The 15,101-nt window shown below is 64.3% G+C and carries 15 protein-coding genes and 2 tRNA genes; 11 read left to right on the forward strand and 6 right to left on the reverse strand.

The annotated features are described in order from the left end of the window. Nucleotides 1-157: 157 nt before the first annotated feature. The 5 genes from HUK73_RS14100 to HUK73_RS14120 are packed head-to-tail and all read left to right on the forward strand — an operon-like array spanning nt 158 to nt 3,317. On the forward strand, nt 158-496 hold the full coding sequence (locus tag HUK73_RS14100) for a hypothetical protein (RefSeq protein ID WP_176592460.1): 339 nt from the start codon (nt 158-160) through the stop codon (nt 494-496). Further along, complete coding sequence (locus HUK73_RS14105; RefSeq protein ID WP_176592461.1) at nt 493-867, forward strand: helix-turn-helix domain-containing protein; 375 nt, start codon at nt 493-495, stop codon at nt 865-867. Before HUK73_RS14100 ends, HUK73_RS14105 begins: the two co-directional genes overlap by 4 nt. A gap of 2 nt (nt 868-869) precedes the next feature. After that, a complete protein-coding gene (locus tag HUK73_RS14110) occupies nt 870-1,880 on the forward strand; it encodes an ImmA/IrrE family metallo-endopeptidase (protein WP_176592462.1) in 1,011 nt (336 codons plus the stop codon). Between the two features lie 5 nt (nt 1,881-1,885). Next, complete coding sequence (locus HUK73_RS14115) at nt 1,886-2,566, forward strand: C1 family peptidase (protein ID WP_176592463.1); 681 nt, start codon at nt 1,886-1,888, stop codon at nt 2,564-2,566. Beyond that, nucleotides 2,538-3,317, forward strand: a complete 780-nt coding sequence (locus HUK73_RS14120; protein ID WP_176592464.1) for a hypothetical protein — start codon at nt 2,538-2,540, stop codon at nt 3,315-3,317. Before HUK73_RS14115 ends, HUK73_RS14120 begins: the two co-directional genes overlap by 29 nt. Here HUK73_RS14120 and HUK73_RS14125 read toward each other — a convergent pair. The 4 genes from HUK73_RS14125 to HUK73_RS14140 all read right to left on the reverse strand — a co-directional run bounded on the left by HUK73_RS14125 (nt 3,284) and on the right by HUK73_RS14140 (nt 5,839). Then, nucleotides 3,284-3,988 carry a uracil-DNA glycosylase gene (locus HUK73_RS14125; protein ID WP_176592465.1) on the reverse strand — a complete coding sequence of 235 codons (705 nt, stop codon included), beginning with the start codon at nt 3,986-3,988 and terminating at the stop codon, nt 3,284-3,286. The genes HUK73_RS14120 and HUK73_RS14125 overlap by 34 nt on opposite strands. Further along, complete coding sequence (locus tag HUK73_RS14130; RefSeq protein ID WP_255326368.1) at nt 3,985-5,067, reverse strand: nucleoside triphosphate pyrophosphohydrolase family protein; 1,083 nt, start codon at nt 5,065-5,067, stop codon at nt 3,985-3,987. The genes HUK73_RS14125 and HUK73_RS14130 overlap by 4 nt, the downstream gene beginning before the upstream one ends. Nucleotides 5,068-5,162: 95 nt before the next feature. Continuing rightward, entirely contained in the window at nt 5,163-5,360 is a 198-nt protein-coding gene (locus tag HUK73_RS14135; protein ID WP_176592467.1) for a hypothetical protein, read from the reverse strand. 404 nt (nt 5,361-5,764) lie between these two features. After that, nucleotides 5,765-5,839: transfer RNA gene (locus HUK73_RS14140), tRNA-Gly, on the reverse strand. Nucleotides 5,840-6,095: 256 nt separating this feature from the next. Here HUK73_RS14140 and paoA point away from each other — a divergent pair. From paoA to HUK73_RS14165, 5 genes are all read left to right on the forward strand, one after another. Next, on the forward strand, nt 6,096-6,737 hold the full coding sequence (paoA, locus tag HUK73_RS14145) for an aldehyde dehydrogenase iron-sulfur subunit PaoA (RefSeq protein WP_176592468.1): 642 nt from the start codon (nt 6,096-6,098) through the stop codon (nt 6,735-6,737). Further along, entirely contained in the window at nt 6,734-7,684 is a 951-nt protein-coding gene (locus HUK73_RS14150) for a xanthine dehydrogenase family protein subunit M (protein ID WP_176592469.1), read from the forward strand. The genes paoA and HUK73_RS14150 overlap by 4 nt, the downstream gene beginning before the upstream one ends. Before the next feature lie 3 nt (nt 7,685-7,687). Next, nucleotides 7,688-9,904 (forward strand): aldehyde oxidoreductase molybdenum-binding subunit PaoC, encoded by a 2,217-nt coding sequence (paoC, locus tag HUK73_RS14155; RefSeq protein WP_176592470.1) that lies wholly within the window; start codon nt 7,688-7,690, stop codon nt 9,902-9,904. A 52-nt stretch (nt 9,905-9,956) separates the two neighbouring features. Next, nucleotides 9,957-11,963, forward strand: coding sequence for a TonB-dependent receptor (locus HUK73_RS14160; RefSeq protein ID WP_176592471.1), 2,007 nt, complete (start codon nt 9,957-9,959; stop codon nt 11,961-11,963). Between the two features lie 61 nt (nt 11,964-12,024). Further along, entirely contained in the window at nt 12,025-12,822 is a 798-nt protein-coding gene (locus HUK73_RS14165; protein WP_176592472.1) for a S1/P1 nuclease, read from the forward strand. A gap of 77 nt (nt 12,823-12,899) precedes the next feature. Here HUK73_RS14165 and HUK73_RS14170 read toward each other — a convergent pair. Then, nucleotides 12,900-12,974, reverse strand: a tRNA-Thr gene (locus HUK73_RS14170). A 115-nt stretch (nt 12,975-13,089) separates the two neighbouring features. On the opposite strand from HUK73_RS14170, the gene HUK73_RS14175 reads away from it, so the two are divergent. Continuing rightward, nucleotides 13,090-13,236, forward strand: a complete 147-nt coding sequence (locus HUK73_RS14175; protein ID WP_176592473.1) for a hypothetical protein — start codon at nt 13,090-13,092, stop codon at nt 13,234-13,236. Nucleotides 13,237-13,242: 6 nt separating this feature from the next. Here the strand turns inward: HUK73_RS14175 and HUK73_RS14180 are convergent, their stop codons facing one another. Continuing rightward, complete coding sequence (locus HUK73_RS14180; RefSeq protein ID WP_176592474.1) at nt 13,243-15,024, reverse strand: aminopeptidase P family protein; 1,782 nt, start codon at nt 15,022-15,024, stop codon at nt 13,243-13,245. Nucleotides 15,025-15,101 lie beyond the last annotated feature (77 nt).

Raw genomic sequence — 15,101 nt, forward strand, 5'->3', positions numbered from 1 at the left:
GGGATGAGACCCGTCAGGGACTCGGTCGAAGCGCAGCGGAGATAGGGCGGCGGTCCCGCAGGGAGGCGCCATGACTTTCACATCACTACTTCTCTCTTGCATGTCGGAATATCCGACACTACATATAGCCTATGTAGGCAAATCGTGCGAGGCGTAGATGGCGACAATTGCACCTACCAAGCCGGTTACGGTAGCATTCCCCACGAACGACGTCATTGCGACGCTCGTGGCTGAGCTGATCGAAGTGGCAAAGGCGGAGGCGCAGGTTCGCGGCATTCCGCTTCCCCCGGATAATCCGAAGATCATCAAGGCTCCCATTCCGATGGATTCGCTGTCGGTCGTCGACACGCTGTGTGCGCTTGAACCTGTTGTCGGCTTCGAACTGCGCGAGAGCATCGTCCGCACGGGTGGCTACAGTTCGATCGAAGCTGCGCTCGAACATCTTGTCCCCAAGATCGAGCGCGTATGGATTCGCAAGAAAGGATCGAAACCATGACCAATCTCGCATTGCGTCACGAGGACGACGAGGAGGAGCGGCGACGCTTGGGGGAGCGACTGCGCGAGGCCCGGAAATATCTGGGCCTGAAACAAGAAGAGGTAGCGGCCTATCTCAAGATCCCGCGCACGGGACTCACCGATATTGAAAACGGGCAGCGCCGCGTCGAGGCGATCGAGTTGACTCGGCTCGCGCGGCTGTATCGGCAGTCGGTAGGCTATTTCACTGGCGAGGACGAAGCCTCGGCCAGCCTGCCGGCAGATGTCGCACATTTGGCGCGGCGCGTTGCCGATCTGTCCACGCAGGACCGCGAAGAGCTTGGCCGCTTCGCCGACTATCTGCGCGCGCGGTCAGGCGGAGGACAGAGCTGACCATGGCGCTCGACTACGCGAGCGCGGTTCGCGCCGGGGCCATGGCCGCTGGGCGGCTACATCGGCAGTTGAATACGCGCGAAGTGATTGAACAGCAGGGCGGCAATGTCGATGTGTTCAGCGCGATCCACGCGGTCGATCTGCCGTTATTGCTCCGGCCACTCAAGGGGCTGCTCGGTGCCTATCTGAGCGCGCCGGCGCATGGCGTCTTGGTGACGACGGAGCGGCCAATGAGCATTCAGCGCTTCACGGCCGCTCACGAGCTGGGCCATTTCTCGATGCAACATCAACCCAGTCTGGATGACGAAAGCATCTTGCGGCGGATGCCGAACTCGCCCGAGCCCGGTGGGCTGTTTCAGGAAACCGAGGCGGACGCCTTTGCTATCGCCTTCATGATGCCAAAATGGCTGATCCTGTCACACAGCGCGCGCCAGGATTGGCAGGTCGATGATTTCCGCCGTCCCAACGTCGTGTATCAACTCTCGCTGCGCTTGGGGGCCAGCTACGAAGCGACGTGCCGAACGCTGCTGCGCTACAATCTGATCTCGCAATCGACCATGACCGATCTGCTGCGGACGCAGCCGCGTGCGCTGAAGGTCGATCTGCTCAAGGATTATCGACCAGCCAATTATCGTGGCGACGTCTGGCTCCTAACCGAACGCGATGCCGGCACGAGAATCGACGGGAGCCGCAACGACCTGTTCGTGCTCCGGCTCAAGGAGCATAGCGGTGGCGGGTATCTGTGGGATTTTGACCAGCTTATCGCGAGCGGCTTTGCCATCGTTCGCGACGACCGCGAAGCGGTCGATGCTGATGGGATCGGCGGGCCGATCGTTCGGCGGGTCACGGCCGCCATTGAAGCGGCACAACGGGGTCGGATGTCGATCGAGGAACGGCGGCCATGGCAGCCGGTGCCGGCGTTGGCCCATTTGACGTTCGACTTCGACCTGACCGGCCCCGAACCCGAAGGTCTTTCGCGCGCCGAGCGGCGGCATCTGCTTGAGGCCGCCTAGCTCCCATGATCGAGATCACGACCGATCTTCGGCCCTTGTTCGGTGCTGCGCGCGATCAGGGAGCGCGACCTACCTGCTTGGCCTTTGCCGCAAGCGATGCTCATGCCGGGCTGCGTGATGGATGGGCGCCGCTATCCTGCGAATTTGCCTTCTATCATGCCCAGCGACGTGCGGGCCGATCGCCGGCACAAGGCGCGCTGCTGTCGGCGATGCTCGATGCGCTGCGCGGCGACGGACAACCTGAAGAACATGGCTGGCCCTATCTTGAAGCCGTCCCCGAAGATCACGGCCTGTGGAACCCGCCTGCTGTGGTCGGGGATCGCTATGGGCGCGATGGCCAGCCGGGGACGAAGAATCTCGCCTCGATCATCGCCTTGCTCGACACGGGTCGGCCAGTCGTGATTCTGACGATGCTCTCGCGCTCCTTCTTCATGCCGACAGGCGATGGTGTCGTCGATCCGGCCAATGACGAGCAGCCTGAGGCGAGCCAGCGCCATGCCGTGATCGCCGTAGGCCACGGCAAGGTCGACGGCACAGCCGCAATTCTCGTCCGCAATAGCTGGGGTACGGGATGGGGCCTCGACGGACATGCATGGCTCACGGAAAGGTTCCTGGCGCCGCGGCTCTTCGCCACAGCGAATTTGATGGAGGCAGTCGATGTATCTTCCAGTACCCTCGCAGCCTGACTGCGTTTCCGCGTGGCGCGAGGCGGTGCGGGCAGTTGATGGCACAACCGGCCATCAAGCCTATAATGTCATCATCGACGTTGCCAATCCCTCGGCGCGCGCGACGCTCGCCGATCCCGTGGTCGCGGAGGTAGATGCCTTTCTCGCCGGGCGGGGCAAGAAGCCGATTGAGACGGTCGCCAACACGATCTTTCCGGCAGCGCTCTACCACCGCCATGGCGCGCCGCTCTTCTTCGATCGGTTCCGGGACAATGTGCTTCCGAAGGTCAGGTTGAAGGAAGCCTGGTCGGGCTACTATTTCGAGCGGATGATGCAGTTGCCCCAACTCGACGGGCCGCCGATCAATCAGATTTGGGGGATCGTCAAGCGCCTGCGCAATCCGAAGGTGCGCGCCCTCAACAAGTTCGAGCTGAGCATTTTCGACCCTGCCCGCGACGTGAACGATTCGCCTTACGGCGGGCAGTGTCTGAGCTTCGCAAGCCTCAAGCTGATCGGCAAAGGCGATCAACGCCGGATCGCCATGACGGCGTTCTACCGCAACCATTTCTACATCGAAAAGCTACTGGGCAATCTGATCGGCCTGGGTAGGTTGCAGTCGTTCATCGCCAAGGAGGGGCGGGTTGGACTTGGACCGCTGACGATCGTCTCTACCCATGCCGAGATAGACACCGGCAAATGGAATCGCGGTGATCTCCAGGAGCTTTTTGCGCGCTGCGATCAGGCGAGCGCGCAGCTCCTCGCCGCAGCATAAGGCGCTTCCAATGGTAGGCGCGGCGTTTCGAGAGCGCTGCCATCAATTCCGTACATCGCAAACATGCCTTCGATGAAGTCGCGCTGCCCGCCATAGCTCGGATGGCGGACGGCCGTCGTCGGGATACCGACATCGCCAAGGGCTAGGTGAGCATCGCGCCCGATCGCGACAATGCGCTGGGGCTGGAGCATGGCAATCAGCGCCTGAAGCAAAGGCCAGGTCGCTTCACGTTCTCCACGGGTATGACAACGGTTCGACAAGGGATCGCCCGCTTCATGCGGATGGAATGGGAAGACGTTCCAGAGCATGACCGGCTGTCCGATTTGTTCGAGCACGCGCCAGACAATCGCCGCCGTCCGCTCAGCGACCGCCGGGCCTTGCGTCGCACGTTGAAGTGCGATGCCGCCCATCAACGCGCCCGCCCTGTCGAGATGAATCTCATCCGTGAGGGGAACGCCCGTGCGCCGGCCGCCGCGATAGCCGAGGTCGCGGGCAATCCAGATTGTCTCCACCTTCGCGTCCAAGGCAGCGGTCAGTAGCCGTTCCAGATTGTCGCGCCGTTTGGCGGCCGCGTCGCGCCGGTCATGAACGGCGCAACGGTCACGCCAGGGATTGAAAACAGAAGGAAGCTCGGTTGCCGCCAGAGTGGAAACGAAATGCTTAGGGCTCATGACGGCAGTTCCTTGATACGCAGGCGACGATGGGCGAAGTCGATCGTAACGCGACCGCGCCGGTGTTTCTGGAGGAAGCGGAAGGCCGCGTAGCCCTGGAGGATCGCTTCCTCCCAGAGCCACAACGGACAGCGTTCGGATTCGTAGCCAGCGACGAACTGGCGGACATGCTTGAGCATGTCCAGCGGCAGGCCGCCTGATTTTACCTTGTCGAAGTAGCGAAGCTGCTGGGCCTGACCGAAAATCCACGAGGTGACGCCTTCCTCGATCAGGATGGCCCGCGCACCATCCTCCGCATCATCGAGCTTGGGGTCGCTCTTGCGCTTCAGGCGCAGCAACGCACGGATGACAGGCGACCAGCCCAAGACCGCCACATGCGCATAGTGAAAGACGTCGTGGAAGCGGTAATCGTCGGGTTCGACCGCATTGTCGGTGAGCCGATCACCGACGTAGACGCCGCTTGATCGCTGATAGACGAAGGTTTGGCCGCGAACCGTGCGCTCATAGACGTCGATCGTCATCCGCCGAGGGAGTTGCTCCTCGGGGTCCATCGTCGCATCGGTTGGTGCCGGATAGACTTTCTCGCGGGGCCAGCGGTCAAAGATCTTATGGAGGTTTTTGACGGCTGCGGCCTCAATCGTAACCCCGGAATCGTTGGCGGCCTGGATCAGCCTGCGCATGACCGCTACAAGCTGACCGGCGAGCATCGCCTTGTCTCGCGTCAACGCCCCCAATTGGAAGCCATTGACGAGGACGCCAACCTCGCCGGCGAGCGCGAGCAGCGTGTGCTCGAACTGCGGCATGGGCGCCTTGGCCAGCGGAATATGGGCGGGCTGGAGCGCATGGAAGCTCAAGGCGCCGTTGCCTCCGGCCCGCCACTCATCGTCGCCACGCGCGGCGTTCGCCGCGATGTCGCTAAGCTCCAGCGCACTGCGACGCGCAACGGCCGCGAGATACCAAAGAACATCGCCAAGTTCCTCGGCAACGGCATCAGCATAGCCGAGGTAGGAGGCAGCATCGCGCTGTTTCTTCTTGGCCTCGCTTAGAAGGCTTCCCGCTTCGCCGAACAAACCGAGCATCGAGAATCCGAGTGCGCTTTTCCCGCTTCGCTGGTCCGTGCGAGCAGCCTGTTTGGCATAGTCATCGATCGTCAGGGCCGCAAACTCGTCCGCCATCAGCTGCGCTTCCGGCGATCGGAGATTGCCTCCGGGGGCACATTGACGCCGTAGGCTTGGAGCGCCCGCAGTACGATCATGCGGATCGGTTCGCGGGCGTCGAGCGCCCGCTGACCAAGATCGCGCTTAGTCACCCCTGGGACCTGAATTTGAAGATGCTCGTCATCGGCATCGCTGCGAGCCTCCGCTTGTTTCATGAAAACATTAAATCATAGTTTCATGAAACTATGAAGCTACGAATTGCTCGCGGGAGTAATACGATCGCGGAGGAGCTTGAGGGATGCGGGAAAGCACCCGGACAGAGAGCGGACAGCGGACTCTCGCTGTCGGCTCGGCGTCGCCAGGCAAGTGTTGTCACCACACTTGCCTGATTCCAGCCCGGATCGGCCATTGTCTCCAGCCAGTGGCCTATCAGGCAGAGCGGACGGGTTGCTTCGCGACACGGCCAATTGACGCAACTTTCGCTAGTCAACGCTATGGGTGGCCTATTTCTGGCAATTATCCGGAGACATTATGGAGACAACGGCCTCCGCGCCCAGCATTGTCTCCAACGAAAAAGCGGCCCGAAGGACGCTAATCCACTGTTTTCTTTGATGAAAACTGGAGCGGGCGAAGGGATTCGAACCCTCGACCCCAACCTTGGCAAGGTTGTGCTCTACCCCTGAGCTACGCCCGCTCTGGCGGCCGGAGGAAGTGTCCCTCTCGGCGGGTGGGGGGCAACTAGCAGCGGCTTCCCACCTCGGCAAGGGTGAATTTTCAGAAAATGACATTTTTCTGCCGGGAGCCGATTTTCCCCCATGAAATCGGACAAATTCCCTCGGTCTTGGCGGGGCGCTGCAATCTGTTACACTTCCGATCCTCAATCCTTCATCGATGAGGGATATCATCGCTCCCCGCTTCATATCGCACGGGGATCAGGAGGAATGCAGCCCATGACCGCCGAACCGTTGACGCGCCGCAGCCTGCTCCAGAGCAGCGCAGCCGCGGCCGCAGCGCTCCCTGCTCTGGGTGAAGCGCAAGCCGCCCCGGCGCGCCATCCGTCGGCCGGGAAGGAAGGAGCATCCATGACAGCCGTAGGACTGACCGTGAATGGCCGCGAGGTACATCTTCAGCTCGACCCGCGCACCACTTTGCTCGATGCGCTGCGCGAGCATCTGCACCTGACCGGCACGAAAAAGGGCTGCGACCATGGGCAATGTGGCGCCTGCACGGTGATCGTGGAGGGAAGGCGCATCAATAGCTGCCTCACCCTTGCGGTGATGCATGAGGGGGAGCGCATCACGACCATCGAAGGGCTCGGCACGCCCGAGAAGCTTCATCCGATGCAGCGCGCCTTCATCACCCATGACGGCTATCAGTGCGGCTATTGCACGCCGGGCCAGATCTGCTCGGCAGTGGCGGTGCTGGAGGAGATTGAGGCGGGCATCCCCAGCCATGCGACGGACGATCTCGCCCATGTCGCCTTTTCCGACGGGGAGGTGCGCGAGCGGATGAGCGGCAATATCTGCCGCTGCGCCGCCTATCCCAACATCATCGCCGCGATTCGTGACGTCGCGAAGGGAGAAAAGGCATGAGGCCCTTCACCTACAGCCGCGCCGGTAGCGTCGAGGAGGCGGCGAAGACCGCCGCCGGGACGCAGGGCGCTCGCTTCATCGCGGGCGGCACCAATCTGCTCGACCTGATGAAGCTGCAGATCGAAACGCCGACCCATTTGATCGACGTCAATCATCTCGGCCTCGACCGGATCGAGCCGACGGCGGAGGGCGGCCTGCGCATCGGTGCCATGGTGCGCAATACCGATCTTGCCGCCGATGCGACTGTCCGGCGCGACTATGCGGTGCTGAGCCGCGCGCTGCTCGCCGGTGCTTCGGGCCAGCTCCGCAACAAGGCGACGACGGGCGGCAACCTGCTTCAGCGTACCCGTTGCCCCTATTTCTACGACACCCGCATGCCGTGCAACAGGCGCAAGCCCGGCAGCGGCTGCGGCGCGCTCAAAGGCATGAGCCGCAGCCTGGCGATTCTGGGTACGAGCGAGGCCTGCATTGCTCAGCATCCGTCCGACATGGCGGTCGCGCTGCGCCTGCTCGATGCCGGCGTTGACACGGTGAGCGCCGATGGCAGCCGCCGGACGATACCGATCGCGGATTTTCATCGGCTGCCCGGCGACACCCCTGAAGTGGAAAATGCGCTCCGGCCCGGCGAGCTCATCACGTCGGTCACGCTGCCCAAACCGCTGGGCGGCACCCATATCTATCGCAAGGTCCGCGACCGCGCCTCCTACGCCTTCGCGCTGGTTTCGGTCGCGGCGGTGTTCGCCAAAGACGGCAAGGCCCGTTTCGCTTTCGGGGGCATAGCGACCAAGCCCTGGCGTAGCGACGCCGCCGATGCTTCGGCCTCCTCCGGCGCGGCGGCGGTGGCCGAAGCGGCCCTGAACGGCGCGCGCCCGACCGCGCATAATGCGTTCAAGCAGCAATTGACCACGCGCGTCCTCGCCTCGATCTATCGGCAAAAGGAGGCTTGAGCCATGAAGTTCGATTCTCCCGCCGCCGCCAACCCGATCGACCGGGGCCGTGTCATCGGTATTCCCCATGACCGGATCGAAGGCGCCGCAAAAGTCACCGGCACCGCGCCCTACGCCTATGAACGCCATGACGCCGCGCCCAATCCGGCCTATGGCTGGATCGTGGGTGCCGCCATCGCCAAGGGGCGGATCAGCGCCATGGACCTGCACGCCGCGCAAGCCGCGCCCGGCGTTCTGGGCATCGTCACCCATCAAAATGCCGGGCCGCTCGGCAAGGGCGATATGAACACCGCCCATCTGCTCGGCGGGCCGCAGATCGAGCATTATGAACAGGCGGTGGCACTGGTCGTTGCCGACACGCTGGAAAATGCGCGGGATGCCGCCCAGCTCATCCGTATCGATTATGCGCCGGAAAAGGGCCGCTTCGACCTTGCAGTGGAGCGGGACCGGGCGGCCGCGCCCGACAGCCTGCTGGGTGGCCCTCCCGACACGCACGCCGGCGATTTCGAGAGTGCTTTTGCCAAGGCGGCGGTGAAGATCGACCAGAGCTACACCACCCCCGACCAAAGCCATGCGATGATGGAGCCGCACGCGACGACCGCCGCATGGAATGGCGACAAGCTCACGCTTTGGACGTCCAACCAGATGATTGCGTGGAGCGTCGGCGAAATGGCGCAGACGCTGAAAATCCCTAGGGAGAATATCCGCCTCATCTCGCCCTATATCGGCGGAGGCTTTGGCGCGAAGCTGTTCCTGCGCGCCGATGCGCTGCTGGCGGCGCTGGGGTCGCGGCTGGTCGGCCGGCCGGTCAAGGTGGCGATCGCCCGTCCGCAAATCCCCAACAACACCACCCATCGGCCCGCCACCATCCAGCGCATCCGAATCGGTGCGGACAAGCATGGCGTGATCGACGCCATCGCCCATGAGGTCTGGTCCGGCGACTTGCCCGGTGGCGGCGCGGAAGGCGCGGCGCAGCAGACGCGCCTGCTCTATCGTGGCGCCAACCGGCTGACGGCGCACCGGCTCGCGACGCTCGACCTTCCGGAAGGCAATGCGATGCGCGCGCCGGGCGAGGCCGTGGGCCTGCTGGCGCTGGAAGTCGCGATGGATGAACTGGCGGAGGCCTGTGGCGTTGATCCGGTCGAACTGCGCATCCGCAACGATGTGCAATATGATCCCGAAGCCGGACCGCAGCGCCCCTTCTCCAGCCGCAAGCTGGTCGAATGTCTCCGCCAGGGCGCGGAACGCTTCGGCTGGAGCCATCGCAACCCCAGGCCCGGACAGGTCCGTGACGGGCGCTGGCTGGTCGGCATGGGCGTCGCTTCGGCCTTCCGCAACAATCTGGTCATGAAATCGGGCGCGCGCATCGGCGTCGATGCAAAGGGGCATGTCATCGTCGAAACCGACATGACCGATATCGGCACCGGCAGCTACACGATCATCGGCCAGACGGCGGCGGAGATGCTGGGCGTGCCGCTGGAGGCCGTGACCGTGCGGCTGGGCGACAGCCGCTTTCCGGCATCGGCCGGATCGGGTGGGCAATGGGGCGCGAACAGCGCCACGGCGGGCGTCTATGCCGCCGCCATGGCCCTGCGTGCGAAGCTGGCGGAAAAGGCGGGCTTCCCGGCCGACAAGGCGTTGTTCGAGGATGGGCTGGTGCGTCTTGGCAATCAGGCCCAGCCGCTCGGCGCGCTGGCCGGGCGTGAGGGGCTGTGGGCGGAGGACAGCATGGAATATGGCGACCTCACCCAACGCTATGTCCAGGCCACTTTCGGCGCGCATTTCTGCGAGGTCGGCGTGGACATCGATACGACCGAGGTTCGCATCCGGCGCATGGGCGGGGCCTTTGCCGCGGGGCGCATCCTCAACCCCAAATCGGCACGCAGTCAGGTGATCGGCGCCATGACCATGGGCGTCGGCGCGGCGCTGATGGAGGAACTGTCCGTCGACACCCGCTTCGGCTTTTTCGTCAATCACGACATGGCCGAATATCTGGTGCCGGTCCATGCCGACATTCCCGATCAGGACGTGCTGTTCATCGAGGAACTGGACGACAAAAGCTCTCCCATGAAGGCGAAGGGCGTCGGTGAACTGGGCATTTGCGGGGCGGGGGCGGCGGTCGCCAATGCGATCTACAACGCCACGGGCGCGCGCCTGCGGGATTATCCGCTGACGATCGACAGGATTCTGGCTGCGTCAACGGGCAAAAGGGTCGCTTGAACTTCTGCGACGGCACCCCTAGTCCCTCCGCAAAAGAGAGGGAAAGGGCGCCATGAAATATCTTCCGCTGTCACTTGCGCTGGCCGCGATCCCGACTGTCGCATGTGCCGACGAGGCGCCCGATACGGCCCGGATCATCGTGACGGGGGAGGGGCTGTCCCTGCCGCCGGGGACGCCGGCCTATGGATCTGTGGTGATCGACCGGGATCGGCTGACGAACGGCGCGTCGGGGCGGATCGAGAGCATATTGGGCGACGTGGCGGGGTTCCAGCAGTTCCGCCGCTCGGACAGCCGCTCGGCCAATCCTTCGGCGCAGGGGGCGACATTGCGGGCGTTGGGCGGCAATGCGTCCAGCCGAACGCTGGTGCTGCTGGACGGCGTGCCCATCGCCGATCCATTTTTCGGCTACATCCCGTTCAGCGCGCTGGTGCCCGACCGCCTGTCGGTGGTGCGGATGACACGCGGCGGCGGGGTCGGCGCCTTTGGCGCGGGCGCGGTGGCGGGGATCATCGAACTCGCCAGCGCCACCCGCGACCAACTGCCGACCTTCGCCGCGAGCGCTTTCTACGGCAGCAAGGACGCGACCGAACTTTCCGCCAGCATCACCCCCGATCTTGGCGGCGGCTATGTCTCGCTTTCGGGCCGCTGGGACCGGGGCGACGGGTTCCAGACCACGCCGAAGGACCAGCGCGTCGCCACGACCGCGCCCGCCGCCTATGACGGCTGGTCGACGAACCTGCGCGCCGTGGCGCCGCTCTCCGCCACATCGGAAATCCAGTTTCGCGGTACGCTTTTCCACGATGACCGCACGCTGCGCTTCAAGGGCGCGGACAGCATGAGCGAGGGGCAGGACGCTTCCATCCGCTTCATTTCGCGCGGGGCGTGGCAGGTCGATGCGCTGGCCTATATTCAGGCGCGCAACTTCTCCAACATCGTGATTTCCTCCACCAGCTTCCGCAAGTCGCTGGACCAGCGCAACACGCCCTCGACCGGGCTGGGCGGCAAGATCGAACTGCGCCCGCCTGTGGGCCCCGATCATGTGCTGCGCATCGGCGCCGATACCCGCTTCGCCACGGGCGACATGTATGAGGACGCGTATAACGCCAATATTGCCGCCAATCCGGTGACCTTTCGTCGCCATGCCGGGGGCGATCAGATCACCACCGGCCTCTTTGCCGAGGATGACTGGACGCTGGGCCGCCTCATCCTGACCGGCGGGGCGCGGGCCGATCACTGGAGCATCAGCAACGGCTTCTTCCGGCAAGTCAGCGCGACGACGGGTGCGGTGACCGCCAACAGCTTCGCCGACCGTTCCGACTGGCAATTTTCGGGAAGGGCCGGGGCGCTCTACCGGATCAGCGACGCTGTCGCCCTGCGCGGGGCGGGCTATACCGGGTTCCGCCTGCCGACGCTCAATGAACTCTACCGGCCCTTCGTGGTTTTCCCGGTCACGACCCAGGCCAATGCCGCGCTCAATCCGGAGAAGCTGAGGGGCGTGGAAGCGGGCATCGACCTCAGCCCCGTGAGCGGCATCACCCTCTCGGCTACCGGGTTCATCAACCGCCTTGATGACGCCATCGCCAATGTCACCACCGGCACCAACACGCGCCAGCGGCAGAATGTCGACCGCATCACTGCGAAGGGGATCGAACTGACCGCATCGGGCCGCATTGCCGATTTCCTGCTCTCGGCCTCCTATGCCTATAGCCACAGCACGGTCCATGCGCCGGGCATGGCCTTTGACGGTTTCACCCCCGCGCAAAGTCCGCGCCATTCCGCCAGCGCGACACTTGCTTGGGAACCGAAGCAGGGTCCGACGCTCTCCGCCACGTTGCGCTATGTCAGCAAGCAATATGAGGATGACCTTCAGGCCTATGTACTGCCCGATGCGCTGACGGTCGATGCCGTCGCGCGGCTGCCGCTGGGCCATGGCGTGACCTTGATCGCCAGAGGCGAGAATCTGTTTGATGAAAAGGTCTATACCCGGCTGGGCACCGACGGCTCGATCGATCTCGGCACGCCGCGGACCCTGTGGATCGGCGTCAGATTCGGCCGATAATTCAGGCAGGAGCGGAGAAACGAGGCTGGCCGAGCGCCTGTAAAACTGCGATGAGCGCGGCATGCGTTTTTCCCTTTTCCTTGCCCTTCCGCTCCTTGCCGCCACGCCCGCTCAGGCCTGGGGGCCGATCGGTCATCGCATCACCGGCGCCATAGCCGACCGGAATCTGAGCGGCGCGGCGCGCGCGCAGGTACGCCTGCTGCTCGGCGCTGAAGATCTGGCGGAGGCGGCGACCTGGCCCGACGACATGAAGTCCGACCCCGCCGACTTCTGGCGCAAGACCGCCAGCCCCTGGCACTATGTCACGGTGAAGGAGGGGGATCGGTACAGCCCCTCGGACGCGCCGAAGGAGGGCGATGCCGTCACCGCGCTCAAGCGCTTCACCGCCACGCTGCGCGACCCCAAGGCGCCGGTGGAGGATCGCCGTCTGGCGTTGCGCTTCATCGTCCACATACTGGGCGACCTGCACCAGCCGCTGCATGCGGGCGGCGGCAACGACCGTGGCGGCAACGATGTCAAAGTGACCTTCTTCGGTCAGGCGACCAACCTGCATTCTGTCTGGGATTCGGGCCTGATCGAACAGCGGGCGCTCTCCTATTCCGAATATGCCGACTGGCTGTCGCGTTCGATCACGCCCGGCCAGATCGTCGACTGGAGCGCCAGCGGACCGGCGAGTTGGGTTCGCGAAAGCATTGCCCTGCGCAAGACGATTTATCCGGCCGATCCCAACCTGTCCTGGGACTATGCCTATCAGCATCGCGCTGAACTGGACGACCGGCTGCGACGCGGCGGCGTGCGCATCGCGGCCTATCTGAACGCCATTTTCGATTCGGCCGCGCCCACCAGCGACATGCCATAAGGCGTGTCGCGGGCCATCGCCCGATCATGTCCCAGTCTGTTGGAAAACAAGGCGACTGAACGGTCGCACGGGGAAAATGGTGCTGCCGGCGAGGATTGAACTCGCGACCTCAGCCTTACCAAGGATGCGCTCTACCACTGAGCTACGGCAGCACTATTTTCAGCTCCATCTGGCTTATCGCGCCAGCGGAGCCGGGCCTATGGCCGCCTGCGCTTCGCATGTCAAGGCGGGTTGCGGCACAATATGCAAATTGCTTAAGGACCGCCCATGACGACAGGAAAACCCGGTGGGCAGGACGAACGGAAAGAGCGGCTGGCGCAGGCATTGCGGGACAATCTGCGCCGCCGCAAAACGCAGGCGCGCGAATCGAAGGACGTGGACACTCCCCAGCGCCCCGAGGACGCCAGGGAGTAATCCGGTTTACAGAGGAGCGCAGGCCGCCTTCAGCCAGTCGAGCGTCGTGCCCTCAAGCTGCGGCCCGACAATCTCGACCACCCTGGCGTGATAGGCGTCCAGCCAGCCGCGTTCCTCGCCAGTCAGCAGTTCCACCGCAATCGCGTTCCGGTCGATCGGCGCGAAGGTCAGCGTTTCGAAGCCCAGCATCTCCCGCTCGGCCCCGGCCATGTTGCGCGGTTCGACCAGCACCAGATTCTCGATCCGAATCCCATATTCGCCGGTTTTGTAATAACCCGGCTCGTTGGAGAGGATCATGCCCGCCTGCAACGGTTCATCCCCGCCGCCGAAGGTCGCGATCCGCTGCGGCCCCTCATGCACCGACAGGAAGCTGCCGACGCCATGGCCGGTGCCATGGGCATAATCCAGCCCCTCGGCCCAGAGGAACTGCCGTGCCAGCACATCGAGCTGCCCGCCGCGCGTCCCCTTCGGAAACTGCGCCCGGCCGAGCGCGATATGGCCCTTCAGCACCAGCGTGAAGCGCCGCTTCATCTCTTCCGAAGGCGTGCCGATGGCGATGGTCCGCGTCACGTCGGTTGTGCCGTCGCGATATTGCCCGCCCGAATCGACCAGATAGAAGCTGCCCGTTTCGATCGGCCGATTCGTCTTTTCCTCGACCCGGTAATGCACCACGGCTCCGTTCGGCCCCGCGCCGGAGATGGTGTCGAAGGACAGATCCTCCAGCAGCCCGGTCTCCTTGCGGAATGCCTCCAGCTTCGCCGCGGCGCCCAGTTCATCGACCCCGCCCTTGGGCGCTTCGACCGCGATCCAGTGGAGGAAGCGGCTCAGCGCCGCCCCGTCGCGCGCCTGCGCCGCCCTGTGCCCGGCAATCTCGACGGGATTCTTCACCGCCTTGGGCAGCACCGCCGGATCGCGCAGCGCCAGCACATGCGCGCCGCCCGCGTCCAGCGCCTCGAAGATCGCCGCCACGGCCCGCTCCGGGTCGGCCGCGACCGTCTTGCCCGCAAAGCCCGCCAGCGCCAGCGCGAAATCCGCCCGGTCATGCACGCGCACGGCATTGCCCAGATGCTTCACTACCGCTTCGTCAATCTTCTCCGGCGCGACATAGAGGTCCGCCGTCGCATCGGCGTGGACGATGGCATAGGCCAGTGCCACCGGCGTCCGCTCCACATCCTTGCCGCGGATGTTGAAGGTCCATGCCAGCGAATCCAGCGCCGACAGCACCGCCGCATCGGCATGTTTCGCGATCAGCCAGTCGGCCATCGCCTGCCGTTTCTCCGCCGCCGACTGCCCGGCATAGCGGTCCTCATGCACCACCAGCTTGGCGTCGCTGGGGGCGGGGCGGTCCGGCCACACCGCGTCGACCGGATTGGTGTCGATCGCGACCAGCTCCGCGCCGCGCTCCGCCAGAGCCTCGCTCGCGGCCTTCACCCAGGCGCGCGTGTGCAGCCAGGGATCGTAGCCGATCCGTCCCCCGGCCGGGGCATGTTCGCCCAGCCACGCCGCCACGGATGTCTGCGGCACGCTCTCATATTGCCAGTGCGCGCCGTCCACCTGCTCGCGCACCTGAAGCGTATAGCGCCCGTCGACGAAGATCGCCGCTTCCTCCGGCAGCACCACCGCGCTGCCCGCCGAACCCTGAAATCCTGTCAGCCACGCCAGCCGCTGCGCATAGGCGCCCACATATTCGCTCATATGCTCATCGGTCAGCGGCACGACAAAGCCATCCAATTTATCGCGCACCAGTTGGGCGCGCAGGGCTTTCAGCCGATCTTCATAGCTAGACATCAATTTTCCCTTGGACTTGTCGGCCCTCTTGCACAGGGCCTATGGCCGCCAACATAAGCAGACCAGCACAGTTTCGC

This window comes from Sphingobium sp. EM0848, from assembly GCF_013375555.1.
In the GTDB taxonomy this organism is placed as follows: domain Bacteria; phylum Pseudomonadota; class Alphaproteobacteria; order Sphingomonadales; family Sphingomonadaceae; genus Sphingobium.

Excerpts from the sequence above, each read along its gene's own strand:
- HUK73_RS14175 (WP_176592473.1), top strand. The coding sequence starts at position 13,090 with ATGACGACAGGAAAACCCGGTGGGCAGGACGAACGGAAAGAGCGGCTG.
- paoA (WP_176592468.1), top strand. The coding sequence starts at position 6,096 with ATGACCGCCGAACCGTTGACGCGCCGCAGCCTGCTCCAGAGCAGCGCA.
- HUK73_RS14165 (WP_176592472.1), top strand. The coding sequence starts at position 12,025 with ATGCGTTTTTCCCTTTTCCTTGCCCTTCCGCTCCTTGCCGCCACGCCC.
- HUK73_RS14120 (WP_176592464.1), top strand. The coding sequence starts at position 2,538 with ATGTATCTTCCAGTACCCTCGCAGCCTGACTGCGTTTCCGCGTGGCGC.
- HUK73_RS14180 (WP_176592474.1), bottom strand. The coding sequence starts at position 15,024 with ATGTCTAGCTATGAAGATCGGCTGAAAGCCCTGCGCGCCCAACTGGTG.
- HUK73_RS14110 (WP_176592462.1), top strand. The coding sequence starts at position 870 with ATGGCGCTCGACTACGCGAGCGCGGTTCGCGCCGGGGCCATGGCCGCT.
- HUK73_RS14130 (WP_255326368.1), bottom strand. The coding sequence starts at position 5,067 with ATGCTCGGTTTGTTCGGCGAAGCGGGAAGCCTTCTAAGCGAGGCCAAG.
- HUK73_RS14105 (WP_176592461.1), top strand. The coding sequence starts at position 493 with ATGACCAATCTCGCATTGCGTCACGAGGACGACGAGGAGGAGCGGCGA.
- paoC (WP_176592470.1), top strand. The coding sequence starts at position 7,688 with ATGAAGTTCGATTCTCCCGCCGCCGCCAACCCGATCGACCGGGGCCGT.
- HUK73_RS14150 (WP_176592469.1), top strand. The coding sequence starts at position 6,734 with ATGAGGCCCTTCACCTACAGCCGCGCCGGTAGCGTCGAGGAGGCGGCG.
- HUK73_RS14125 (WP_176592465.1), bottom strand. The coding sequence starts at position 3,988 with ATGAGCCCTAAGCATTTCGTTTCCACTCTGGCGGCAACCGAGCTTCCT.
- HUK73_RS14115 (WP_176592463.1), top strand. The coding sequence starts at position 1,886 with ATGATCGAGATCACGACCGATCTTCGGCCCTTGTTCGGTGCTGCGCGC.
- HUK73_RS14100 (WP_176592460.1), top strand. The coding sequence starts at position 158 with ATGGCGACAATTGCACCTACCAAGCCGGTTACGGTAGCATTCCCCACG.
- HUK73_RS14160 (WP_176592471.1), top strand. The coding sequence starts at position 9,957 with ATGAAATATCTTCCGCTGTCACTTGCGCTGGCCGCGATCCCGACTGTC.
- HUK73_RS14135 (WP_176592467.1), bottom strand. The coding sequence starts at position 5,360 with ATGAAACAAGCGGAGGCTCGCAGCGATGCCGATGACGAGCATCTTCAA.